Origin of the sequence: Herbaspirillum sp. ST 5-3 (assembly GCF_004804275.1) — a bacterium.
GTDB lineage: Bacteria > Pseudomonadota > Gammaproteobacteria > Burkholderiales > Burkholderiaceae_D > Noviherbaspirillum.
Genome location: NZ_STGI01000005.1, coordinates 201,596 through 226,896 on the forward strand (window position 1 = coordinate 201,596; position 25,301 = coordinate 226,896).

Genomic DNA, 25,301 nt, shown 5'->3' on the forward strand with positions numbered 1-25,301 from the left:
CGAACAGCGCTCGGTATTGGGGGCGGCGTGCGCCGCGCGAATCTCAATGGCAAGAACATGCTTGCCATCGCAGCAAATTTCTCCCAAGCTCAATTCCAATGAACGATTTGTTCTACAAAGCCTACGAAGACCGCCATCGCGGTTCACGCGAATTGATCCTCTCGCGTTTGCGTGCCTACATTCCCTTCCTCAAACCTTTGGCCGCCCTCTACCAGCCCGCCGACGCCATCGATCTGGGATGCGGTCGCGGAGAATGGCTGGAATTATTGGGAAAAGCCGGGTTTGAAGCCACGGGCGCCGATCTCGACGAAGGCATGCTGGCCGAATGCCGTGCGCGTGGATTGAACGCGCAGCGGGCAGACGCTCTGGATGTCCTGCGCGCAATGCCCGACAATAGCAAGGCGCTAGTATCGGCATTTCATGTTGTCGAACATATGCCTTTCAACGAGGTGCGCCTGCTCGTGCAGGAAGGACTGCGCGTCCTGAAGCCGGGCGGCTTGCTGATTCTGGAGACACCGAACTCGGAAAACCTGATGGTCGGTGCTTACGAGTTTTACAAGGATCCTTCGCATACCCGTCCTGTTCCCTGGGAATTGCTTCAATTCGTGGTGGAGCACGCCGGCTTTCAGCGCAACGTCATCATGCGCCTGCAGGAACGCCCAGAGCTGCGCAGCGGTTTGAACATCCGTCTGATCAACGTACTCAAAGACGTCAGCCCTGACTATGCGGTAGTGGCGCAAAAAAACGCAGGCAGCGAGACCCTGTCGGTGTTCGATCATGCGTTCAGCTTCAACTATGGCCTGTCTCTGGAATCGCTTGCGCAACGTTATGACTCGCAGATCAACAACCGGATAGCGGAAGCCAAACTCGCGGTGGAACGCACGGACGCCCGTCAGGCGCAGGATCTCCAGCAAGCATACGGCCGCATTGCTCAGCTTGAGGAACGTCTGGCGCGTCTTGAGGGGCAGGTGCACGCGGTGTTTAGCAGTCGCTCTTGGCGCGTCACAGCGCCGCTACGCTTTGTCGTCAGCGGCCTTGTCCGGATCAAGACGGCTGTCCGCGCAAGCCGGTTTGTCAGCGGCAGCAAACGACGCATCAAGTCTGGCTTGCGCCGGCTTGGACAAACAGTGCAGCGCCAGCCGCACCTGCGGCAGGCTGCGCTCGATATACTTAACCGAATGCCGGGCCTCAAGCGACGCCTGCACGGCATCGTGTATGCTGCGGGCGATACGACGGTCGTGACACAGACAGAAAGGGAGCCTGAATATCTTGGCCCGCGTGCGACGCAAATATATACGGAGCTCAGGAAAATCATGGGCCGGGAAACAAGCTGATGCGTATCGTCATCGATCTTCAAGGCGTCCAGACGGAGAATCGCTTCCGCGGCATCGGACGGTATATTTCCTCATTTGTTCTCGCATTGGCGCGTAATGCGGGAGAGCATGAGATCTGGCTGGCGCTGAACGCCTCCTTTCCAGAAAGCGTTTCCGCCATCCGGCACGAATTTCTCGGCTTTGTGCCGAGTGAGCGCATCCGGATTTTCAAGACGCCGACACCCACGTCGGAGATCGATCCCGCCAATGCCTGGCGTGTCCGCGCCGCGGAGAAGATCCGCGAGCATTTCATTCAGCAATTGCGACCCGACGTCGTTCTGATTACCAGCCTCTTCGAGGGGCTCTTCGATAATGCAGTGACCTCGGTGGAGGCGTTTTCGGACGGCACGAATACGGCGGTAATCCTGTACGACCTTATCCCGTTCCGCAGTCCGGAGACCTATCTGCCCACGCCAGCTCACCGGCAATACTACGAGCGCAAGGTCGAGTCGCTCAAACACGCCGGCTTGCTGCTCGCGATTTCCGATTATTCGCGCGAAGATGCCATCGATGCATTGGGTCTCAGGCCAGAGAGCGTAGTGAGCATCTCGGCAGCCATCGATCCGCGCTTCACGACACGGAACTACAGTGGGCAAGCGGCGGCTGCGCTGCGTTCACGCTATGGCATCAAGCGCAAGCCGGTCATGTATGCGCCCGGTGGTTTCGATCCGCGCAAGAATTTCGATACCTTGATCCAGGCCTATGCATTGCTTCCGCGAGATATCCGCGCCGACCATCAGCTGGTCATTGCAAGCAAGATCAGCGATGGTGATCGAGCCAGACTGACAGGCTTGCTCGAACAGGCAGGCTTGAGTGAGGATGAACTCGTCCTAACGGGGTATGTGTCCGATGACGATCTCGTCGGGCTCTACAATCTCGCGACCCTGTTTGTATTCCCGTCCAAATATGAAGGCTTCGGGCTGCCGGTCCTCGAGGCGATGGCATGCGGCGCACCGACCATCGGTTCCAACAGTACCAGCATCCCCGAGGTGATCGGATGGGAGGAGGCAATGTTCGATCCCGCCTTCCCTCGCTCTATTGCCGACAAGATGCAGCAGGTTCTGACTGATGAAGCGATGCGTCTGCGTTTGCGGACGCATGGCTTGCAGCAAGCCGAAAAGTTCTCCTGGGATGCGAGTGCCCAGCGTGCGCTCGCCGCCTTCGCCGCCTGGCAACCGGCTCTCGTGGCACAGCGAAATGCGAGCGCCAATGCAGGCGAGGATGAGGACCTTGCATCCATTCTCGCGGCGATCGCGCGGATCGACAGCACGGAACCGCCCCAGGATCAGGACCTCGCCGCAGCAGCCGATGCGATTGCATTTAACACTGCCGGCAGCGCACCAAGGCAGTTACTGCTCGACATTTCGGAGTTGGTCGAGCGAGATGCAAAGTCCGGCATTCAACGCGTGGTGCGCAGCATTTTGCTGGAGCTGCTGAAAAACGCGCCGGCGGGCTATGTCGTGCGCCCGATCTATTTTGACGGCAGCAGATACCGTCACGCACGCGCATTCACAGCGCGGTTCCTTGGCCGCCCAGCGAATGAAGAGGTCGACGAGGTCGCGGAATTCAACCAGGATGACATTTACCTCGGCCTCGACCTGCATGCACACTTCACGCGCGCATTGCATCCGCTGCATTTGCAGTTGCGAAGCCTCGGCGTGCATTTGTACTTCGTCGTCTACGACATTCTGCTGGTGCAGCGACCGGACTGGTGGCACCCCGGCACGTCCGCCGTTTTTGAGGAATGGCTAAGAAGTATTGCGCAGGTTGCCTCGGGACTGGTCTGTATTTCAGAGGCCGTCGCCGACGACGTGCGCCAGTGGCTGCACGACCATCGGCCGCCGCGCCCGGAACTGCCTGCCGTAAGCAGTTTTCATCTCGGGGCGGACGTTGAAAACAGTGTGCCGAGCCAGGGAATACCGGAAAACGCGGCCAATGTGCTGCACGCACTGAGCGCTGCGCCAAGCTTCGTGATGGTCGGCACGCTCGAGCCACGCAAAGGACATGCGCAGACCCTGGCCGCATTCGAGGTGCTGTGGTCACGCGGCGTGAATTCGAACCTGGTTATTGTGGGTAAGAACGGCTGGCTGGTGGATTCGCTTGTCAGCAGGTTGCGCAGTCACCCGGAATTGAACCGGCGCCTGTTCTGGCTGGAAGGTATCAGCGACGAATACCTGGAGCAGGTCTACGCTGCCAGCACTTGCCTGGTCGCCGCAAGCGAAGGGGAAGGTTTTGGTCTTCCACTCATCGAGGCCGCTCAGCATCAGTTACCGATTCTTGCGCGCGACATCCCGGTCTTTCGCGAAGTGGCGGGTGAGCATGCATTTTATTTCAATGGACTGGATGCAAACGCGTTGGCCGATGCGATCGGCGCATGGCTGAACTTGCATGCCAAGGGGATTTCGCCACAATCCAACAATATGCCCTGGCTGACTTGGCGGCAAAGTGCAAATCAACTGCTCGCCAGAATCTTGCCGCCGGATGTACCTCGTTAGGCCGCCGCCATGAAAAAAACCGACAACAGCTCGTTCACTGGCCGGCTCAAACGCCTTGTATCCAACATCCTTCATATCAATCGCTTGTATCAACGAGCCGACGCCCATGAGGAGCGTCTTGCCTGGTTGATAACGGTTGCGCACTCGTCGCAGAAACGCATCGATGCGCTTGAAGGTATTGCGATCTCGGTTCGGGAACGTCTTGATGCGCTCGAAGCCGCTGCCAGCGTATCACGGGAAATCGCGATTCAATCGCAGCAACGCCTGGATGCTCTTGAACGGACCGCGATCGAACGTCTCGTACGACTCGAAAGACTTGAAACCACGGTCACCCCGGTGGTCGAGAAGGCTTTCGTCGAGCACGTCCATTCCGAACTGCTGAGCTTCCAGAAACGCATTGATCAGGAAAAGGTCTTCAGCTCGCCGGCCAATCGGCGGCCGCGTCTGGCATACGTGTCTCCCCTCCCTTCGGAACGCAGCGGCATCAGTGACTACAGCGCGGAACTCCTGCCTGAGCTTGCACGCTATTACGACATAGACGTGATCGTCGCCCAGCCAAGCATTTCCGATGCATGGGTGGACAGTTACTGCCCGGTACGCAGCGTTGCATGGTTCGAACACCATGCATCCGATTATGCGCGCGTACTTTACCAGTTCGGGAATAGTCCCTATCACTCGCATATGTTCGAGATGTTGCGGCGGCATCCTGGCACCGTTGTCCTGCACGATTTCTTCCTCAGCAGCGTCCTGGCTTACGAAGAAAGTACGGGAGCGATGCCCGGTATATGGACGCGTGCGCTGTATCACTCGCATGGCTATATGGCAGTGAAGGAAAGTTTCAGCACCAAGGGTTTGGAATACGCCAGGAATATCTATCCCAGCAATCTGGAAGTGCTGGAGAATGCGCGCGGCATCATCGTGCATTCCGAGCACTCCCGCCAGCTGGCGCGTCAATGGTATGGCGAGCATGCGGCCGACGATTGGGCGGTCATCCCGCATTTGCGCGTGCCTGCGACAACGATCGACCGGTCCGGCGCACGACAGTCGCTTGGCATTGGCGAGCAGGACTTCCTGCTGTGCAGCTTCGGGTACATCGACCCGGTAAAATTGAGCCACCGTCTGCTTGACGCATGGTTGGCATCGAGTTTGCACCATGACCCGAGCTGCCGTCTTGTCTTTGTTGGCGCAAATCATCCGGGTGAATACGGCGAACAGATTGCGGAGCGCATTCGCAATAGCGGATGCCAGAACAGAATACGGATCACCGGCTGGACCGACGACGCAGTGTACAAGCAGTATCTACAGGCAGCGGATGGCGCCGTGCAGTTAAGGGGGGTATCGCGCGGAGAAACATCAGGCTCGGTCCTGCACTGTATGAACTACGGCCTGCCCACCGTCCTCAATGCCAGCGGATCGATGGCGGAACTGCCCGCAGATGCAGTGTGGCGATTGCCAGACGTATTTGACGATGCGGACCTTGTTGCCGCGCTGGAGACGTTACGGCAAGACAGGGCGAGACGAACGGAATTGGGAGCCGCGGCAAGGGAGCTCATTCGAACCAGGCATGATCCCAGCCATTGTGCCGAGCTCTATGCGAAGGCGATCGAGGTTTTCTACAGCGCCACAGGTCCGCACGCGGCGTTCCAGCCCCTCCCGGATGCGCCACGGCACGTGCCAACCTTGCGTCAGTTGCTGGTTGATGTCTCAAACATCGCCCGCAACGATCTGCAGACAGGAATCGAGCGCGTCGTACGGGCACAGCTTTCCGCATTGCTGAACAATCCGCCACCTGGTTTCCGGGTGGAGCCGGTATATCTCAGCGACGAAGGCGGGAAGTGGCACTACCGGTATGCGCGCACCTACACGAAAAAACTGCTTGCCATCGTGTCGGCGGCACTGGAGGACGCCCCAGTGGACGTGGCTGCATCGGATGTGTTCTACAGCCCCGATTTTTGCCCCGATGCGGTCGTCGAGGCTGCGAAGAGCGGCCTGTATGCCGACTGGCGCGCACTCGGCGTGGAAGTGAGCTTTCTGGTCCACGATATCCTGCCTGTCCTGCGGCCGGAGTTTTTCCCGGAGCATGCGGACCAATTGCATGCCCGGTGGCTCGACGCGGTTGCGGAAAATGCAGACAGATTGATTTGCATATCTCAGGCCGTTGCCGATGAAACCAGCCTGTGGTTGAGGCAGCACGGTCACGCGGATTTGGGCCGTCTCAAGTTCGCGGTCATCCACCATGGCGCCGACATTGCGGCTTCCTTTCCTTCGTGCGGAATTCCTGAAGACGCCGGCGAGGTTCTCGCGCAGATCGCAGCAATGCCTAGCTTCCTGACGGTCGGCACGATTGAACCGCGCAAGGGCCATCTCCAGACATTGGCGGCGTTCGAGCAATTATGGCTCGGCGGCGAACAGGTGAAACTGGTGGTTGTTGGCAAGGCGGGCTGGACTGCGCTGCCGGACAGCCAGCGAAAAAGCATTCCGGAAATCGTTGACCGCCTAGAGCATCATCCGGAACTCGGCAAACGCTTGTTCTGGCTGCATGAGGTGAGCGATGAATATCTGCAAAAGATCTACGCTACCTGCACCTGCCTGATTTTCGCCAGTGAAGGCGAAGGTTTCGGTTTGCCGCTGATCGAGGCAGCACGCCACAACCTGCCGATCATTGTGCGCGACCTTCCGGTATTCCGCGAAGTTGCGCAGCGAAATGCCTATTACTTCCAAGGCCTGAGCGCCGGCGATCTTGCGTCCGCCATCAAGGAGTGGATGCGCCTGCATGACGCCGGAGAAGCCCCCTCCTCTTCCGGACTGCGGTGGCGTGCATGGGAAGAAAATGTGCGGCAGTTAGCGCACGCACTCACGGAAAATACCCCCATCACTACGGCAAGCTCTCCGCTTGCGCCCGTGAATCCGGGCGCCTCACAATCATGAACCCCTACGGAGATCGGCTTTGCAAAGACTGAATCCTGCAACACCTGCTTTCAATCGCCTGTCAGCGCTTTTGTGGAAGGATCTTTCGCCGGCACTGACCTACGGACTGGCGACGCTGATTGCCGTCGTTTTTGTGTGGCATATCTACCCGCTGAGCTCGCTCGCCGGCCATGGTAAATTTTTCGAGGAAGGCGACGCGTCCCAGCACGTCGCCGGATGGCTGTTCTATGTTCGGGACAGCTGGCACTTTCCATTGCTGCACACTGAACGCCTGAATCATCCGGATGGCGTCAGCGTTGCATTCACCGACAGCATTCCGCTCGCGGCACTTTTCTTCAAATTGTTTGCACGCTGGCTGCCGCCGGGATTTCACTATATCGGGCTGTGGCAGGCTTTCGCCTTCCTTACCCAGGCAATTGCGGCAGCCTTCCTGATCCGGGCATTGGGAGCGCGAAATCTCATGGCTGTCGTGTCTGCCGTATTATTTGCGATTACCTGGCCGCCGCTTTTGTTCCGGGGGGCCGCACACATAGCGTTGATGACCCACGGCATCATTCTCTTCAGTCTGGCGTTCTATTTTCTTGGCCGGCAAGGCCGCTGGTCCGCAAATCGCACCACAATTGCGTTCATCCTCATTAATGTCATCGGCCTGGTCGTCCATCCCTATTTCCTGGCATTTTGCTACGCGCTGTTTATCGCATTTCTCGCGGATCAGGCGATGGCCGGCGAAGGCTGGAAGAAGCAGGTGCCGCGGCTGCTGGCATCCGTCGCGGTTATTTGCGCGATTGGTTTCGTGCTAGGCTATTTCGGCAAGCGCACCCAAACTTCGGGCTTTGGCGTCTTTTCCATGAATGCGTTCGCGCCGTTTTGCGCCAGCGATCTCGGCGGCTTTTACTGGTGCCCTTTTGACGGTAGCGGCAGCCAGGGCGAAGGCTTTAACTACTTCGGGGTCGGCGCCCTCCTGATGCTGTTTTTCCTGATTGCGACCCAGTGGGACGCAATCAAGGGGCAGTTCAAGCGTTATCCCGCGCTGACAACCACCCTGGCGCTGTTCGTTTTCTACGCTCTTTCCAACCGGGTGTACGTCGGACCATTCAAGCTTCTGTCTTATGCACTGCCGTCATTCCTCGATGGCCTGACGGGAACCTTTCGCGTGAGCGGGCGCTTCTTCTGGGTCGTCGGATACATGATTCTCTTCGGGATGCTGACAGCGCTGCTCAGGAAACCATCCTGGCGAGGATTGGCCATCGTCGCGATCGCCTTGCCGCTCCAGTGGATTGACGGGCAACCGTTGCAGAATCGACTGGCCAACAACGCCGCCCGTCCGGGCAGCAACGATGTGGCACCATGGGCGAGTGTCGCGAGCAACGTGGAGAAGATACATATCTACCCGGCGTTCGGATGCCAGACCACGAACGATACCGAGATTTACTGGTTCTTCCAGCGTGTCGCGGCGCACTATGGGAAGTTGCTTGATACCGGTTATATTGCCCGGCCGAATGTGGACTGCGCAAAGAACAAGCAGGAGTTCGAAGCCGCCTTCCAGGATCGGCATCTCTATGTAATGTCGGTCGACTCGTTGCAGAACCCGGCTGCGCTGCCCACCGGCTTCACGACGGCATTACAAGCAGGCAATTGCGTCAAATGGAACAACGCTGTTCTCTGTCAGCCTCATCTGCCGCAGGACTACTGGAAGACAAGCGGCTTGGGAATGGAGGAAGTTCCTGACATGACGGCAAGCAAGGAAAAATAGAAACGGTCACAATTTTCCTCTTGCGTGAAATTTAACATTCCCCGGACAATTGCAATAAACTCATGCTAACGGACGGGCAAAATTCGTTGAGATTGCGCAATTGCCGGAGCGACATACAACACGCTTTTGTAAATGACGGATTTGTCGCCGCTTGACGTGGCAGGAAATCGCTCCGCCAGGTTTATTCAAACATTCACCTCCCAAAGAATAGGATGCACGCACCGTGGGGCACTTAATAAGCTTGGTCGTTCCCGTCTATAACGAGGAAGCGATCATTCTCGACAATCTTGCAGCGATCCTCAGTGCTGCAGGTGACGACTGGTACGAACTGGAACTCATTGCGGTTGACGACGGTTCGCGGGATCGCAGCGCCATGGAAATCGCCAAAGCTGCTGCGATGGATGCGCGCATCCGTTTCATTTCGTTCACCCGAAACTTCGGCAAGGAGGCAGCAATACACGCTGGCCTCGCTGATGCCAAGGGAGAGGCCGTGATCGTGCTGGACGGCGATCTCCAACATCCGCCGGAGTTGATTCCCCAAATGGCGGAGTATTGGCGGAAGGGCCTTTCCGTGGTTGAGGCCGTCAAGATCGACCGCGGCAACGAAACGATTCGCGACGGCCTGTTCGCCCATGCGTTCTATGCCCTGTTCCATCGTTTCGCCGATCTCGACCTGAAAGGCCATTCCGACTTCAAATTGCTCGACCGGGTGGTCGTGGATACTTATCTCGCGTTCCCGGAACGCCAACGCTTTTTCCGCGGCCTGATCAGCTGGGCCCGGTATCCAAGCGCGCAGATCCCCTTCTCCGTGCCCGAGCGCGCCGGTGGCACGACGCAGTGGAGCAAGCTGAAGCTCTTGCGATACGCGATCAACAACATCACCAGCTTTTCCAGCCTGCCACTGAAACTTGTGTCGCTGCTCGGCATGGTGACACTGGCCTTTGGCGGCGTCATAGGCATCCTGAGTCTGATAAGAAAATTCGAAGGCAAGGCCATCGACGGATTTACGACTGTGAATCTGCTTGTCATTGTCATTGGCGGCGCGATTCTCATCAGCCTGGGAATCATCGGTCATTACATCGCCCGTCTTTATGACGAGGTGAAAGGACGGCCTGCCTATCTCATCAAACCATCGAAAAAGAACGAGACATGAAAGAAGTGTTCAGCGAATTTCCGAAGACGCGGCCCTACCTGCCGAAGGAAATCGAAGAGATCTACGGTGCGCATTACAAGTCCAATCGTGAAGGCGGCACCACAGCCGCGTCCTTGTCCCAGAGACTGGAGGCATGGATGCACAGGAAAGTGGCCATGGACCTTGCCAACCGGCCGCCCGCAAAGCTGTCCACACTGGAAATCGGCGCCGGCACGCTGAATCAGTTGCAGCATGAGCCCGAGGCCGGCCCCTACGACATCATCGAACCTTTCAAGGATCTGTATGCAGGTTCGCCTTTGCTGCGACGGATTCGTTCGGTTTATTCCGATATCGCGGAAGTGCCTGCCGAGCAGAAGTATGACCGGATCACCTCGGTCGCCACCTTCGAGCATATCCTGAACCTGCCGGAAGTGATTGCCCGCGCCGCTTTGCTGCTGAAGCCGGATGGCACACTGCGCGCAGCCATCCCGAGCGAAGGAACGGTTCTCTGGACGCTGGGCTGGAAGCTGACGACAGGACTGGAATTCAAGCTCAAGTATGGACTGGACTACGGACAGTTGATGAAGCATGAGCATGTGAACAAGGCGCGAGAGATCAAGAATGTACTCGAGTTCTTTTTTGATCATGTCGATTGCAGTTGTTTCGGGCTGGTGAGATCGATATCGCTGTACCAGTTCTATGCTTGCCGCAATCCCATAATCGAACGTTGCCGCAACTATCTAGGCGAGTAAGCCTCCCGAGGCATTCAGGTCGCCCTGCGACGCATTCTTTCAGTACACGGCATGGGTCAATTCTTTCGCTATATCATCGTCGGCGTTGCCAATTCCATGGTCGGATACGGCGTCATCTTCGGCTGCATGTATTTGCTGGGGCTCTCGCCGGAGGCAAGCAATGTCGCAGGCTATGCGGTGGGCCTGGTTGTTTCTTATGTATTAAACAGGACATATACCTTCAACAGCAAGCAGAGCCGGCGCGCGGAATTCATGCGCTTTCTAGTCGTATTCGCCATTGCCTATGGACTGAATTTCGTCGCGCTGCTCATCCTCATACATCAGCTCGGCCTGCATGAAGGCGCAAGCCAGATTGTGGCTGGCGTTGTTTATGTCTTATCCGCATATGCGATGAACAAGTATTACGTTTTCAAAATTCCAAGAATGGACAGGCCTTAATGGGCACCATAACCGTTACCAATCTGGGCAAAGCCTACAAACAGTATTCAAATCACTGGGCGCGCCTGAAGGAATGGCTCAGTCTGTCCGGCAAGCCACGGCACGAGCTGAAGTGGGTGCTCAAGGACATCAATTTCCGGGTGGCGCGCGGTGAGGCGGTTGGCATCATCGGCATCAACGGCGCCGGCAAAAGCACCTTGCTGAAACTGATCACGGGTACAACACAACCAACCACCGGCAGCGTAGCAATCAGCGGCCGCGTAGCAGCGATGCTGGAGCTTGGCATGGGCTTTCACGCCGACTTTACGGGCCGCGAAAACATCTACATGTCTGGCCAATTGATCGGGTTGACATCCGAAGAGATTTTCTCGCTGATGCCGCAGATCGAGGCCTTTGCCGAAATCGGCGATTACATCGATCAGCCGGTGCGCGTGTACTCCAGCGGAATGCAGATGCGCCTCGCCTTTAGCGTTGCCACGGCCAAGCGGCCGGACATTCTGATTGTGGATGAAGCGCTGTCCGTGGGCGATGCCTATTTCCAGCACAAGAGTTTCGACCGTATCCGCAGCTTACGCCAGAGTGGCACAACCTTGCTGATCGTTTCCCATGACAAGGCGGCGATCCAGTCGGTCTGCGACCGGGCCATCCTGCTTGACAGCGGGCGGCTGACAAAGGAAGGCGCACCCGACGAGATCATGGATTTCTACAATGCGATGCTGGCAGAACGTGAAAACCAGACGGTGCGCCAGGAAAAACTGACGTTCGGCAAGGTCCAGACCGTTTCCGGCAGTGGCGAAGCCACGGTTGTCGATGTCGCGCTGCTGAACGAAATGGATGAGCGCGTGGAAGCGGTTGACGTCGGCACGGCGGTCACGCTGCAGATCAGGGTGGCGATACATGCGCCGATCTCACGGTTGGTGCTGGGTTACATGATCAAGGACCGTCTCGGGCAGTCGATGTATGGCACCAATACCTCGGTCAAGAGCCTGCCCCTGGAGGATGTGGAAGCCGGCGAGGAAGTGACCTTCCGCTTTGCGTTTCCGATGAACCTTGGGCCAGGCAGCTACTCGGTCACCACGGCAATTTCCAGTACTGAGACCCATCTGGTCAACAATTATGAGTGGCGCGATCTGGCCCTGGTCTTTACGGTAATGAATCTCAGCCGCGAAATCTTCGTCGGATGCGCATGGCTGGACCCGATTGTGAAGATTGAGCGCAAGCAAATGCAGCCGCTGTTACAAGAGCAGTGACCGACTGAGGTCGCTTTCCATCCTCGGCAAGCATGGCAACCGCCTATTCCGCTCACTACATCGGTCGCTTCGCCCCCTCCCCGACCGGCCCCTTGCACAAAGGATCGCTGGTCGCGGCCATTGCCAGCTATCTGGATGCGCGCGTGCATGGGGGACAATGGCTGGTGCGCATCGAAGACATCGATGAAGGGCGCACTGTTCCCGGTGCCGCGGAGGCTATCCTGGAGTGCCTGCGCGGATTCGGCATGCAATGGGATGGCGAGGTGGTATGGCAAAGCCGGCGCAAGGATTTGTACCAGGCTGCCTTCGACCGCTTGGGCGATCATGTTTATCCCTGCGGCTGCACCCGGCGTGAAATCGCGGATTCACGCATCGGTATCGCGAGCGACGGTGCGGCGGTCTATCCGGGGACTTGCCGCAATGGCCTTGCTCCCGGGAGAACGGCGCGGGCTTTTCGCTTGCGCGTGCCGGATGGCGCCGAGGCATGCATACGATTTGAGGATCGCTGGGTGGGCAGCGTGACGCAGAATCTGGCGAGCGAAGTCGGCGACTTCGTGCTCAAGCGTGCCGATGGCTTCTGGGCGTACCAATTGGCGGTGGTGGTGGACGATGCCGCCCAGGGCGTGACGCACGTCGTGCGTGGTGCGGACTTGCTGGATTCGACGCCGCGCCAGATTTATCTCCAGCGCTTGCTCGGGGTGCCGACGCCGTCTTACCTGCATGTGCCGGTGGTGACGAACGCTGCGGGAGAGAAGCTGTCGAAACAGACCGGGGCACGGGCGCTGGATGTCGCGCGGCCTCTGGATGAGCTGATCGCCGCTGCGCGCTTCCTGCAGTTGCCCGTCGATCAGGCAGATAGCGTCAACGGGTTCTGGCAGCAGGCAATCGCGGCGTGGTCGGCGCGGTTTGCGACGAGGTAAAACGCGCTTGCTGCAGAACTTAGCGGAATTCAGCGCTTGGGCGTTCCGCCCAGCAGTGCGGCCACTTTGGTCTTTTGCGGCTTCACCGGCGCGCCTTGCGCGTCGCGATTTTCCGCTTCCGGAGCAGGTGCGGCGGGTTCATACGGCTTCAGGAACCACGGGTCGATCTTTTCCTTGCGCGGCCCATAAGAGCCACGGCTGTATTGCGACGACCCACGGCTGCTTGACGGTGCGCGCTCCTCGGCATCTTCATGGCGCGGACGGCGTTCTGCGGAACGTGCCGGCACGAAGCCGGACAGTTCCAGGCGCGAGATGTGGTGCTTGATCAGCTTTTCGATATCCGCCAGCGAGCGCGCGTCCTTGTCGGTGAACAGCGAGATCGCGTCGCCCGATGCACCGGCGCGACCGGTGCGGCCGATGCGGTGCACATAGTCTTCCGCGTTGTACGGCAGGTCGAAGTTGATCACGCAAGGCAATTCGGCAATATCGAGGCCGCGCGCGGCGACGTCGGTGGCGACCAGTACTTCGATGGAGCCTTGCTTGAAGGCTTCGAGCGCGGCCATGCGTTCGCCCTGCGTCTTGTCGCCGTGAATCGCGGATGCCTTGATGCCTTCCTTTTCCAGATGGCGCGACAGGCGCGATGCACCGATCTTGGTGTTGGAAAACACGATCACCTGCTTCAGGTTGCGCTCGCGGATGATGTGTGCGATGGCATCGCGCTTGGCTTCTTCCTCGACCTTGTAGAGCACCTGGGTGACGTTGTCGGCGGTGGCATTGCTGCGCGCGACTTCGATGGTGATCGGGTCCTTCAGGAAGCTGTTGGCGAGCTTCTTGATCTCCGGCGAGAAGGTTGCCGAGAACATCAGGCTCTGACGCTGTTTCGGCAGCAGGTTGATGATGCGTTGCAGGTCGGGCAGGAAGCCCATGTCGAGCATGCGGTCGGCCTCATCCATCACCAGGATCTGGGTCTGCGACAGGTTCAGCGTTTTTTGCTGCACATGGTCGAGCAGGCGGCCCGGCGTGGCGATCACGATTTCGACGCCGGCGCGCAGCGCGGCAGTTTGCGGAGCCATGTCAACGCCACCGAAGACGACGGTGGAGCGCAGCGGCGTGTGGCGCGAATAGGCCTTCACGTTGTCCGCGACCTGATCGGCCAACTCGCGTGTGGGCGTCAGGATCAGCGCGCGCACCGGATGGCGCGCAGGCGATGCACTGGTGCTGGCATTCGCGAGCAGCAACTGAATGATCGGCAAGGAAAATCCGGCCGTCTTGCCGGTACCGGTCTGCGCGGCGCCCATGACATCGCGGCCTTGCAGCACGATGGGAATCGCCTCGGCCTGGATCGGCGTCGGGTGAACATAACCTTGGTCGGCGAGCGCGCGCAATATATCGGGCGAGAGTCCGAAGTCTTCAAAGCGGACCGCAGGCGCGGAAATTTGCGAGGGTGCTAACAGGGTGTCTGACATAGTAATTTCGGTGGACCTGCACGAGGCCGTGAATCAAGCGCGGCGACGGACACAGGCCCGGAAACGCCGCTTCGGAAAAACAACCCTTCATTATACGCCTGCGCATGCTCGCACCGTGGCTTTGCGGCTTGACAAGAGGCTATGCGGCATGCAACACGACGTACGAACGGTCTTGCTCTGACCAGCAAGGGTGCGAAAAATTGCATGCCGATGCGTGTGACAGGAGCGATTCCTTGACTTGAGCGGGTCAATTCACTACAAAATCCGGGCAAGTTTTATCCCGATTTGGATATTTTCTTGAATAAAGTCCATTTTGGGACTAAAGTGAGTGCAGGAAAACCAACAGCAATTTCTCGGCCTCCATGGGCATCCGCATCGAAACGCCAGCCAGCAAGATCAGTCCGGAAGCGATATCCGCCGCTGCGGTGCGCGCTTTCGGCAATATTGCCCGGCTGTGGCAGCTCGACCTCGACGAACAGCTCACCTTGCTGGGAAGTCCGCCGCGCTCCACGTTCTACAAATGGAAAAAAGCGCCGGAGGCCGCGCACCTGGGACGCGACACGCTGGAGCGGATTTCCTACATTCTCGGCATCTACAAGGCCTTGCAAATCCTGCTGCCGGAGGAGAAAGCGGCCGACAGCTGGATCAGGAAGCCAAATACCGCGCCGCCGTTCGGCGGCAAGAGCGCTCTCGATCGCATGTTGTCCGGCAACGTCGCCGATTTGTATGTGGTGCGTCAGTACCTCGACGCGATGCGCGGCGGATGGGCGTGAGCGATCCGGCTGCGAATTTTGCGCTGGCGCAGGTCGATTGGCATCCCGCCTTTCGCATCGTGCCCTCGCGCTTCCCATCGATCAATCTGTTCGATCGCGTTGCCTCGCCCGAGGATTTCGATGCGCTGTATGCGCTGGAGGCGATGACCAATGATCGGATTCGCGACGAGATCGGCGAGATTGAACTGGTGCCGAAGACAGAGCGTCTGTACGGCCCCGGCAGCGGCCCGATCATGGCGGCCTTCACCCACTTGAATCCTTCCGGAAGCCGTTTCAGCGACGGCAGCTACGGCGTGTTTTATGCCGCACGCGACAAGGAGGCGGCGATTGCCGAAACACGCTATCACCAGGCCAGGTTTCTCGCGGCGACAAAGGAAGCGGCGATCCAGTTGCAGATGCGGGTCTACCATGTGGAAGTGTCGGCCCGGCTGCATGACTTGCGCGCACTTGACGCCAATGACCCGGTCTACCATCCGGACTCGTATGCGGCCGCACAGACGGTGGGACGTCAGCTCAGAATGCGGGGTTCACCGGGACTGAGCTATCGCAGCGTGCGCCGCGAAGGCAGCGAATGCGTGGCGGTCTTCCGGACCACGGCGGTGTCGAACTGCCGGCACGCCAGTCAGATGCTCTACCAGTGGAATGGTGAGAAATTCTCCGACGTGTACGAAAAGGTGATGTAGTCCTTATGCCACTTATGCGATCGCTGCATGCCTGAGCGACGCCGTCGCATCCGGATGGAACCACTGCAACTTCTCCTGCAAGGCGACGACTTCACCGATGATGATCAGGCAGGGCGACTTCATCTTCTTTTCCGCGGCCAGTTGCGGCAAGGTTGTCAGCGTGCCAGTCACCACGCGCTGCTTGTCCGTCGTGCCTTGTTCGACCACTGCCGCCGGAACATTGGCCGCACGTCCGTGTGCAATGAGCTGACGGCAGATTTCAGGCAGCGTTCCGAGCCCCATGTAGATCACCACCGTCTGACGCGGATGGGCGAGGTTCACCCAGTCGAGATCGAGACTCTCGTCTTTCAGGTGACCGGTGGCGAACACGCAGGACTGCGCGTAGTCTCGATGGGTAAGCGGAATACCGGCATAGGATGACACGCCGCTGGCGGCAGTCACGCCCGGCACGATTTCGAAGGGAATGCCTTCATCGGCAAGCACTTCGGCCTCTTCGCCGCCACGTCCGAAAATGAATGGGTCCCCGCCCTTCAAGCGCACCACTTGCTTGCCCTGGCGCGCGAGCCGCACGATCAACGCATTGATCTCGCCTTGCGGCAGCGTGTGACAGCTCTTCTCCTTGCCGACGTAGATCAGGTCGGCGTCCTTGCGTATCAATCCGAGTATGCCGTCGCCGACCAGATGATCGTAGACAACGGTATCCGCCTGCGTCAGGAGACGCGCGGCGCGCAGGGTCAGCAACTCCGGATCGCCTGGACCGGCACCGACGAGATAGACAATGCCTGGACACCGCCGTTCACCGACGGAATCAAGGCGCTGCAGAGTAGTAGGCCGCGTGCTCATGAATGAGTTTCTCCAAGTGACTACAAACTAGTGTCCTGAATTTGAAATTCGTTGAATAAAACCGATGAAATGCGCGCCATCCTTCGTTGCCAATACGCACAAGGCAGCCGGCTTTGGTCCGATTTGCGCCTTGTCTGACGCCCAACGCGTCAGTATTATTGTTCAACGAACTTCTAACTCAGGACACTAGCTTGCAACACCCTGAAAAAATTTGATGTGAGTTAAGGAAATCTGAATTCCATCGGCGCAACCTAGGCCCATCTTGAAAAACGGTGGCTAACCTGAATCCTGGACTAGTCCGCACCGTGCCCGGTTTTTGTCGAAGTAATCGCAGTTCTCATCATCCCTTTTTTGAGGAGTAGAAATGAAGCCGATCATTCGTCCACTCGCGGCATTGCTGGCAGCACTGCCACTGGCAGTCGGGGTGGTTCACGCGCAAGAAAAGCAGCCCCATGAAGGTGCGGAGCTGAAGTATCAGGCAGGCGGTTCGCCGATGGCTGCCGAAGAGATGCACCAGAATATCAACCCGAAAGCACCGCCCATGACCAAGGCGGAGTTCGAGCAGGCCAAGCAAATTTATTTCGAGCGCTGCGCTGGCTGCCATGGCGTGCTGCGCAAGGGCGCGACAGGCAAGCCGCTGACCCCGGACATCACGCTGGCCAAGGGCACCGATTACCTGAAAGTGTTCATCGCCTATGGCTCGCCGGCAGGCATGCCGAACTGGCAGACATCCGGTGATCTGACCGAGAAACAGGTCGACCTGATGGCGCGCTATGTTCAGCAGGAACCGCCGACCCCGCCGGAATTCGGACTGAAGGAAATGCAGGCGACGTGGAAGGAATACATCCCGGTCGCCAAGCGGCCGACCAAGAAGATGAACAGCTACAACATCGCGAACATCTTCTCCACCACGCTGCGCGACTCCGGCGAAGTGGCACTGATCGATGGCGACACCAAGAAGATCATCAACATCGTCAAGACCGGTTATGCGGTGCACATCTCGCGCATCTCCGCCTCGGGACGTTACCTGTATGTGATCGGTCGCGATGCGCGCATCAACCTGATCGACTTGTGGATGGAAAAACCAGATAACGTCGCCGAGATCAAGATCGGCCTCGAAGCACGCTCGGTCGAAACCTCGAAGTACAAGGGCTACGAAGACAAGTTCGCGGTCGCAGGTTCGTACTGGCCGCCGCAGTTCGTGATGATGGAAGGCGAATCGCTCAAGCCGCTGAAGATCGTGTCCACGCGCGGCATGACGGTCGATAACGAATACCATCCGGAACCGCGCGTCGCATCCATCGTGGCCTCGCACTACAAGCCCGAATTCGTGATCAACGCCAAGGAAACCGGCAAGATCATGCTGGTGAACTACCAGGATCTGAACAACCTGAAGATCACCACGCTGGATGCCGCCAAGTTCCTGCATGACGGCGGCTTCGATTCGACCGGCCGCTACTTCATGGTGGCTGCCAATGCATCGAACAAAATCGCGGTGGTCGACACCAAGGAAGACAAGCTGGCTGCGCTGGTCGATGTGGGCAAGACGCCGCATCCGGGACGCGGCGCCAACTTCACTCATCCGAAGTTCGGCCCGGTCTGGGCAACCAGCCACCTCGGCGACGAAACGATTTCGCTGATCGGCACCGATCCGGTGAAGCACAAGGCGCAGGCATGGAAGGTGGTCGCCAGCATCAAGGGTCAGGGCGGCGGATCGCTGTTCATCAAGACGCATCCGAAGTCGAAGAACCTGTGGGTGGATACGCCGCTCAATCCCGATGCCAAGGTCAGCCAGTCGGTCGCGGTGTATGACATCAACAACCTCGACAAGGGCTTTGAAGTGCTGCCGATCGCGGAATGGGCCAACCTCGGCGAAGGCGCGAAGCGCGTGGTGCAGCCGGAGTACAACAAGGCCGGTGACGAAGTGTGGTTCTCGGTGTGGAATGCCAAGGACAAGGTCTCGGCAGTGGTGGTCGTGGACGACAAGACGCGCAAGCTGAAGACCGTGATCAAGGATCCGCGCCTGATCACGCCGACCGGCAAGTTCAACGTCAACAACACGCAGCATGATGTGTACTGATTGAGGTCATGAATCCGCGGGGTGCTGCAGCATCGCACCCCGCGATTCGGCTTCTCCGAATAATGATCCTGAAGACGGCAGAGCGAACAGCGACATGAAGCGCACCAAACGCACCAATCGCACCTCCGCGAATGCATGCAACACGAAGCGATCGGTCGCGCGGAAGATGCACGATCCGCCGCGCCGCCTGCACCTGTTGGCGAACATCCTGCTGTTCGCATCGGCATCAAGCCTCTTCAACACTTCCCCCGCAGCGGATGCTGCTTCCTATTCCCCCGATCCCGCACGACGCAACGCGCTCATCAACATGGTGCGCCAGGACTGCGGCTCCTGCCACGGCCTGACGCTCAAGGGCGGCCTTGGCCCTGCCCTGCTGCCTGAAACGCTGCGCGACAAACCGGTGGAATCGCTCACAGCGACGATTCTGCAAGGCCGTCCCGGCACGCCGATGCCGCCGTGGAATCCGTTTCTGACGGAAGAGGAAGCCGAGTGGATCGTGACAAATTTACAGAAAGGATTTCCAGGTGAGCGCTAGATCGTTAATGGCTTTGGCAGGAGCGATAGCGCTGAGCTTGATGACCGGCTGCGCCGGCCCTGCCCTGCGCGGCACCGGCGACCTTGGCGTGGTGATTGAACGCGCCACCGGCAGCGTGCAGGTAGTCGATACAACGAAGCGCGTCTCGATCGCCTCGGTCCAGGGATTGGGCGACCTGTCGCATGCATCGCTGGTGTACTCGCGCGATGGTCGCTATGCCTATGTATTCGGCCGCGACGGGGGCCTGTCGAAAGTCGACGTACTCAAGGGCGTGATCGAACGGCGCGTGGTGCAGGCGGGCAACAGCATCGGCGGCGCGATCTCGCAGGACGGCACGCTGCTCGCCGCACAGAATTACACGCCCGGTGGCGTCAAGGTATTCAACGCCGAAACGCTCGAACTGCTGGCCGATATCCCCGCTGCTTACGGCGCGCAGGGACAGCGCGCGAAAGTGGTCGGACTGGCCGATGCGCCGGGCAACAAATTCGTGTGGAGTTTGTTCGAAGCGGGCGAGATCTGGGTGGGCGATTTCAGCGATCCGCGCGCGCCGCACATCGAAAAGTTCCGCAATGCCGGACGCGAACCCTACGACGGCATGATCACGCCGGACGGACGTTATTACATCGCCGGCTTGTTCGGCGAGGATGGCATGACGCTGCTCGACCTGTGGCATACAGAAAAAGGCTTGCGCCGCGTGCTCGAGGGCTACGGCAAGGGCGAGGAAAAGCTGCCCGTCTACAAGATGCCGCATCTGCGCGGCTGGGCTGTCGCAGGGCGCTTTGCTTATCTTCCTGCAATCGGCCGGCATGAGGTGCTGGTGCTGGACATGGAAACCTGGCGCGAGGCGGCGCGCATTCCTGTTTCCGGCCAGCCAGTGTTTGTGATGGCGCGACCGGACGGCAGGCAGGTATGGGTCAATTTCGCCTTCCCCACCAACAGCCACGTAGAAGTCATCGACGTGGAAACGCGCAGCGTGGTCAAACGACTGGAGCCAGGCAAGACGGTGCTGCACATGGAATTCACGCCACGAGGCGAATCGGTATGGATTTCGGCGCGTGACGACAACCGCGTCGTGATCTACGATACCGCAACGTTTGCGAAACGCAGCGAATTGCCGGCCACTGCGCCGAGCGGCATTTTCTTCACCACGCGCGCCGCGCGTACCGGACTGTGAGAGGCGCGCCCGCCATGCCATTCTCCCAGTCCGCCACGCTGAGCGAGCGGGACTTTGCCCTGGTAAATGCATTCCAGCGCGACTTTCCGCTCCTGCAGCGCCCGTTTTCGGCACTGGCCGACATGCTGGACACCGATGAAGCCACGGTCATCAGCAGCTTGCAGCGATTGCAGAACCGCGGCGTCATCAGCCGTGTCGGCGCGGTGTTCCGTCCGAATGCGATTGGCGCCAGCACGCTGGCGGCATTGTCCGTGCCGGCCGAGCGGCTAGATGACGTGGCCGCCTATATCAACGCGCTGCCGGAAGTGAATCACAACTACGAACGCGAGCATCGCTACAACCTGTGGTTCGTCGCGACTGCGCCCTCACGGGAGCGCCTGCGGGCGGTCATGCAGGAGATCGAGGACCACTGCGACTGCGGGACGCTGCTTGTGCTGCCGATGCTGCAGGACTATCACATCGACCTTGGATTCGATCTTGCGTGCGGCACGAGCGGCCGTGAATACGCTTCTGCTCCCGGCCTCTCACGCGGTATCGAGGCTCTGAGCGAAGCGGAGCAAGGATTGATCGCCGCCTTGCAGGATGGCCTGCCGCTGGTTGCGCGTCCCTTCGAACAGCTCGGAGTGCCGGAAGCAGAGGCGATCGAGACCATCGCGCGCTGGCTGGACAGGGGCGTGATCAAGCGCTTCGGCGTCATCGTGCGTCATCATGAGCTGGGCTATACAGCCAATGCCATGGCCGTCTGGGATGTTCCGGATGACATCGCCGACGACATCGGCCGAGGGATCGCGTCGAACGGCTGCGTGACCTTGTGCTATCGGCGTGTCCGCCAATTGCCGCAGTGGCGCTACAACCTGTTCTGCATGGTGCATGGCAAGGATCGCGCCGAAGTCGCGGCGAGCGTTGCAGCACTGAGCGAGCGCTGCGGGCTGGCCTCCTACCCGCACGAAGTCCTGTTCAGCTGCCGCCGCTTCAAGCAGCGTGGCGCGCATTATGTCCCCGTGCCCGAGGTCGCCCATGGATGACATCGATCGCGCCATCATCAACCAGTTGCAGGGCGGGCTTCCGATCTGCGAGCGACCGTATCTGGAAGCAGCCCGCGGCATCGGTATCGGCGAGGAAGAACTGATCGAGCGCCTGGCGCAACTGCTGGAGCGAGGCGTCCTGACGCGAGTCGGTCCCTTGTTCCAGATCGAGCGCATGGGCGGCGCCTTCACGCTGGCCGCCTTGCACGCGCCCGAGGATCGCTACGATCAGATCGCCGAGCGCGTCAATGCCTTGCCGCAGATCGCACACAACTACACGCGCACACACGAACTCAACATGTGGTTCGTGATTGCCACCGAAACGCCCGACGAAATCGATCGCGTAATCGACCGGATCGAACAGGACACCGGCTGCACCGTGTTCAACTTCCCGAAGTCGCGCGAGTATTTCGTTGAGATGAAACTGAAGGTTTGACAAGGCCATGGACGCTATCGACCGCGCGATCATCGTCGCCACCCAGCAAGGTCTGCCGCTGGTGGCGCGCCCCTACCATGCCATCGCCGAACGTCTAAATCTTGATGCCGAAGAAGTGATGGCGCGCCTGCGCCGCATGCAGGATGCGGGCGTGATCCGGCGCATCGGCGTGGTGCCGAATCATTATGCGATCGGGTATCGCGCCAATGGCATGACGGTCTGGGATGTGGCCGACGAGATGGTCGATGAACTCGGCGAGCGCGTGGGCAGGCTGGATTTCGTTACCCATTGCTATCGTCGTCCGCGCCGCCTGCCGCAATGGCCCTACAACCTGTTCGCAATGGTGCATGGGCATAGCCGCGAAGAGGTGGAAGCGCAGATTGCCCGGATCAAGGATGTGCTGGGCGACCATGTTCGCGCCCATGATGTGTTGTACAGCACTCGAATTCTCAAGAAAACCGGCCTGCGACTGGTCGGATAAAGGAAAGCACCATGTTTCGTATCAGCCAATACATGCGCGAACTCGCGCATCCGACGCCGATGGGTCCGAAGCGTAATCCGCCCGGTCCGGTAGTGATCTGGAATCTGATCCGGCGCTGCAATCTGACTTGCAAGCACTGCTATTCGATCTCGGCCGACAAGGATTTTGCGGGCGAGCTGAGCACCGACGAGGTCTATGCGGTGATGGAGGATTTGCGCGCCTTCGGCGTGCCGGTCCTGATTCTCTCGGGCGGCGAGCCGCTGCTGCGCAAGGATATCTACGAAGTTGGAAAGCATGCGAAGAAGATGGGTTTCTACGTCGGCCTCTCGACCAACGGCACGCTGATCAACACCAGCAATATCGACCAGATCGCGGCGGCCGGCTTCGACTATGTCGGCATCAGCCTGGACGGCATGCACGAGACGCACGATATTTTCCGCCGCAAGGAAGGCGCCTTCGATGCATCCCTGCATGGCGTGCGATTGTGCCGCTCGGTCGGCATACGCGCCGGCGTACGCTTCACGCTGACACAGGACAATGCGCATGACCTTCCTGCGCTGCTGCAGCTGGTCGACGACGAGGGCATCGACAAGTTCTACCTGTCGCATCTCAATTATGCGGGGCGCGGCAACAAGAACCGCGGACATGACGCCTTCCTGCAGACCACGCGCAATGCAATGGATCTGCTGTTCGACACCTGCTGGGAGAACGTGAAAAACGGCATCGAGAAGGAATTCGTGACGGGCAATAACGATGCGGACGGCGTGTACCTGCTGCACTGGGTGCGGCGGCACATGCCGGAGCGCGAGGCGCACCTGCGCGCGAAACTGTCGCAATGGGGCGGCAATGCGTCCGGCGTCAACGTGGCGAACATCGACAACCTCGGCAACGTGCATCCGGACACGATGTGGTGGCAGCACAATCTCGGCAATGTGCGCGATCGCAAGTTCTCCGATATCTGGCGCGATACCTCCGACCCGCTGATGGCCGGCCTGAAATCCAGCCCGCGTCCCGTCAAGGGGCGCTGCGCGGAGTGCAGCTATCTCGATGTGTGCGGCGGCAATACCCGCATCCGCGCGCTGCAGCTGACGGGCGATCCGTGGCAGGAAGACCCGGCGTGCTATCTGAGCGACGAGGAGATCGGCCTGTCGGGACCGCGTGAACGCGTGCAGATGACACCGTATATCAAGATCCGCGCGGCAGGTGCAGCATGAGCAAAGGCTTGACGAGTTTCGCGGCAGCCGTGCTCGCCTGCGCCAGCGCAATGGCGTCGGCCGCAACGGACACGGCAACACTTTTTCAAACGCATTGCGCGTCCTGCCACGGGCCTGACCGGCTGGGCGCGATTGCGCCTGCCCTCCTGCCGGGCAACCTGGAGCGCCTGCGCCGCCCCGAAGCGGTGAAGACGATTTCCGAAGGCCGCATCGCAACGCAGATGCCGCCCTTTGCCGACAAGCTGACCACGGACGAGATCAAGCAGCTCGTCGATTACATTTACACGCCGCCGGCGGTCACGCCGACCTGGGGCATCAATGAAATCCGCGCCTCACGCCTGCAATACCACGCACCGGGCAGCCTGCCCGACAAGCCGGTGTTCAAGGCCGACCCACTCAACCTGTTCGTGGTGGTCGAACTCGGCGACCATCATGCGACCATTCTCGACGGCGACAAGTTCGAGCCGATCGTGCGTTTTCCGACGCGCTTTGCCTTGCATGGCGGACCGAAATTTTCGCCCGACGGACGCTACGTCTATTTCGCGTCGCGCGACGGCTGGATCGCCAAGTACGATATCTGGAACCTGACGCTGATCGCGGAAGTGCGCGCCGGCATCAATGCGCGCAACCTGGCGGTGTCGAGCGACGGCCGCTATGCGATCGTCGCGAATTACCTGCCGCACACGCTGGTGATACTCGACACCAAGGACCTGACGCCGATCAAGGTGATCGAGGTGAAGGACCGCAACGGCAAGAGCTCGCGCGTGTCAGCGGTGTACGACGCCGCGCCGCGCAAGAGCTTCGTCGCGGCGATGAAGGATATTTCCGAAGTGTGGGAATTGAGCTATGACGAAAAGGCGCCGCCGGTGTACGAGGGTTTCGTGCATGACTACAAGATGGCCGAAGCGCTGGCTACGCCGGGACCGTTTCCGCCGCGCCGCATCGAGCTGGATGACTATCTGGACGACTTTTTTTTCGACGCGCATTACGACAACATGATCGGCGCATCGCGCGAAGGACGCGGCCAGGTGGTCAATTTAAATGTGCGGCGCAAGATCGCCAGCATCGACCTGCCCGGCATGCCGCATCTCGGCTCCGGCATCAGCTGGGAATACCATGGACGACCGGTGCTCGCCAGCCCGAACCTGAAGGACGGTGTTGTGACGGTGGTCGACATGAAAAACTGGCAGACCATCAAGCACATCAAGACACTCGGTCCGGGTTTCTTCATGCGCAGCCATGAGAATACGCCCTACGCGTGGGTCGACGCCTTCAACAGCAAGGACCACCGCGACGTGATCCAGATCATCGACAAGCAGAAGCTGGAAGTCATTGCGCTTCTGCGCCCCAGCCCCGGCAAGGTAGCCGCGCACACCGAATTCACGCGTGACGGAAAGTATGCGCTGGTCAGCATCTGGGAAAACGATGGCGAGCTGGTGATCTACGATGCGCAGACGCTGAAGGAAGTGAAACGCCTGCCGATGAAGAAACCCTCGGGGAAGTACAACGTCTACAACAAGATCACGCGCTCGTCCGGCACAAGCCACTGA

21 protein-coding genes are annotated in these 25,301 nt (G+C 59.3%); 19 read left to right on the forward strand and 2 right to left on the reverse strand.

Going from position 1 to position 25,301, the window contains the following annotated elements; translation table 11 throughout:
* Nucleotides 1-98 precede the first annotated feature (98 nt).
* From E6W33_RS12390 to gluQRS, 9 genes are all read left to right on the forward strand, one after another.
* Entirely contained in the window at nt 99-1,334 is a 1,236-nt protein-coding gene (locus E6W33_RS12390) for a class I SAM-dependent methyltransferase (RefSeq protein WP_136417626.1), read from the forward strand.
* The gene (locus E6W33_RS12395; RefSeq protein ID WP_136417627.1) at nt 1,334-3,868 is read left to right on the forward strand and encodes a glycosyltransferase family 1 protein; all 2,535 of its coding nucleotides are present in this window, start codon (nt 1,334-1,336) and stop codon (nt 3,866-3,868) included. Before E6W33_RS12390 ends, E6W33_RS12395 begins: the two co-directional genes overlap by 1 nt.
* A gap of 9 nt (nt 3,869-3,877) precedes the next feature.
* Entirely contained in the window at nt 3,878-6,796 is a 2,919-nt protein-coding gene (locus E6W33_RS12400) for a glycosyltransferase (RefSeq protein ID WP_136417628.1), read from the forward strand.
* A gap of 19 nt (nt 6,797-6,815) precedes the next feature.
* Entirely contained in the window at nt 6,816-8,549 is a 1,734-nt protein-coding gene (locus tag E6W33_RS12405) for a DUF6311 domain-containing protein (protein WP_136417629.1), read from the forward strand.
* Between the two features lie 223 nt (nt 8,550-8,772).
* Complete coding sequence (locus E6W33_RS12410; protein ID WP_136417630.1) at nt 8,773-9,702, forward strand: glycosyltransferase family 2 protein; 930 nt, start codon at nt 8,773-8,775, stop codon at nt 9,700-9,702.
* Nucleotides 9,699-10,433, forward strand: a complete 735-nt coding sequence (locus E6W33_RS12415) for a class I SAM-dependent methyltransferase (RefSeq protein ID WP_136417631.1) — start codon at nt 9,699-9,701, stop codon at nt 10,431-10,433. The genes E6W33_RS12410 and E6W33_RS12415 overlap by 4 nt, the downstream gene beginning before the upstream one ends.
* A gap of 51 nt (nt 10,434-10,484) precedes the next feature.
* Nucleotides 10,485-10,871 (forward strand): GtrA family protein, encoded by a 387-nt coding sequence (locus E6W33_RS12420; protein ID WP_136417632.1) that lies wholly within the window; start codon nt 10,485-10,487, stop codon nt 10,869-10,871.
* Nucleotides 10,871-12,121, forward strand: coding sequence for an ABC transporter ATP-binding protein (locus E6W33_RS12425; RefSeq protein ID WP_136417633.1), 1,251 nt, complete (start codon nt 10,871-10,873; stop codon nt 12,119-12,121). Before E6W33_RS12420 ends, E6W33_RS12425 begins: the two co-directional genes overlap by 1 nt.
* A gap of 32 nt (nt 12,122-12,153) precedes the next feature.
* The gene (gene gluQRS / locus E6W33_RS12430) at nt 12,154-13,041 is read left to right on the forward strand and encodes a tRNA glutamyl-Q(34) synthetase GluQRS (RefSeq protein ID WP_136417634.1); all 888 of its coding nucleotides are present in this window, start codon (nt 12,154-12,156) and stop codon (nt 13,039-13,041) included.
* A 29-nt stretch (nt 13,042-13,070) separates the two neighbouring features.
* Here gluQRS and E6W33_RS12435 read toward each other — a convergent pair whose 3' ends face one another.
* Complete coding sequence (locus E6W33_RS12435; protein WP_136417635.1) at nt 13,071-14,507, reverse strand: DEAD/DEAH box helicase; 1,437 nt, start codon at nt 14,505-14,507, stop codon at nt 13,071-13,073.
* A 362-nt stretch (nt 14,508-14,869) separates the two neighbouring features.
* On the opposite strand from E6W33_RS12435, the gene E6W33_RS12440 reads away from it, so the two are divergent.
* Both E6W33_RS12440 and E6W33_RS12445 read left to right on the forward strand, forming a co-directional pair.
* Complete coding sequence (locus E6W33_RS12440; RefSeq protein WP_136417636.1) at nt 14,870-15,280, forward strand: MbcA/ParS/Xre antitoxin family protein; 411 nt, start codon at nt 14,870-14,872, stop codon at nt 15,278-15,280.
* Nucleotides 15,271-15,963: an RES family NAD+ phosphorylase gene (locus E6W33_RS12445; protein WP_136417637.1), complete on the forward strand. Its 693-nt coding sequence runs from the start codon at nt 15,271-15,273 to the stop codon at nt 15,961-15,963. Before E6W33_RS12440 ends, E6W33_RS12445 begins: the two co-directional genes overlap by 10 nt.
* 12 nt (nt 15,964-15,975) lie before the next feature.
* On the opposite strand, the gene cobA is transcribed toward E6W33_RS12445, so the two are convergent.
* Entirely contained in the window at nt 15,976-16,806 is an 831-nt protein-coding gene (gene cobA / locus E6W33_RS12450) for a uroporphyrinogen-III C-methyltransferase (RefSeq protein ID WP_136417638.1), read from the reverse strand.
* 493 nt (nt 16,807-17,299) lie between these two features.
* Here cobA and E6W33_RS12455 point away from each other — a divergent pair, with 493 nt between their 5' ends.
* From E6W33_RS12455 to E6W33_RS12485, 8 genes are all read left to right on the forward strand, one after another.
* A complete protein-coding gene (locus E6W33_RS12455) occupies nt 17,300-18,886 on the forward strand; it encodes a nitrite reductase (RefSeq protein WP_247869636.1) in 1,587 nt (528 codons plus the stop codon).
* A 94-nt stretch (nt 18,887-18,980) separates the two neighbouring features.
* The gene (locus E6W33_RS27835) at nt 18,981-19,421 is read left to right on the forward strand and encodes a cytochrome c (RefSeq protein WP_282183695.1); all 441 of its coding nucleotides are present in this window, start codon (nt 18,981-18,983) and stop codon (nt 19,419-19,421) included.
* 7 nt (nt 19,422-19,428) lie between these two features.
* Nucleotides 19,429-20,595 (forward strand): cytochrome D1 domain-containing protein, encoded by a 1,167-nt coding sequence (locus E6W33_RS12465; RefSeq protein WP_136417640.1) that lies wholly within the window; start codon nt 19,429-19,431, stop codon nt 20,593-20,595.
* 14 nt (nt 20,596-20,609) lie between these two features.
* Nucleotides 20,610-21,620, forward strand: coding sequence for an Lrp/AsnC family transcriptional regulator (locus tag E6W33_RS12470; RefSeq protein ID WP_136417641.1), 1,011 nt, complete (start codon nt 20,610-20,612; stop codon nt 21,618-21,620).
* On the forward strand, nt 21,613-22,056 hold the full coding sequence (locus E6W33_RS27020; RefSeq protein WP_168798627.1) for an Lrp/AsnC family transcriptional regulator: 444 nt from the start codon (nt 21,613-21,615) through the stop codon (nt 22,054-22,056). Before E6W33_RS12470 ends, E6W33_RS27020 begins: the two co-directional genes overlap by 8 nt.
* 7 nt (nt 22,057-22,063) lie before the next feature.
* Nucleotides 22,064-22,537, forward strand: a complete 474-nt coding sequence (locus E6W33_RS27025; protein WP_168798628.1) for an AsnC family transcriptional regulator — start codon at nt 22,064-22,066, stop codon at nt 22,535-22,537.
* An 11-nt stretch (nt 22,538-22,548) separates the two neighbouring features.
* On the forward strand, nt 22,549-23,751 hold the full coding sequence (gene nirJ, locus E6W33_RS12480) for a heme d1 biosynthesis radical SAM protein NirJ (protein ID WP_136417642.1): 1,203 nt from the start codon (nt 22,549-22,551) through the stop codon (nt 23,749-23,751).
* On the forward strand, nt 23,748-25,301 hold the full coding sequence (locus E6W33_RS12485; protein ID WP_136417643.1) for a cytochrome D1 domain-containing protein: 1,554 nt from the start codon (nt 23,748-23,750) through the stop codon (nt 25,299-25,301). The genes nirJ and E6W33_RS12485 overlap by 4 nt, the downstream gene beginning before the upstream one ends.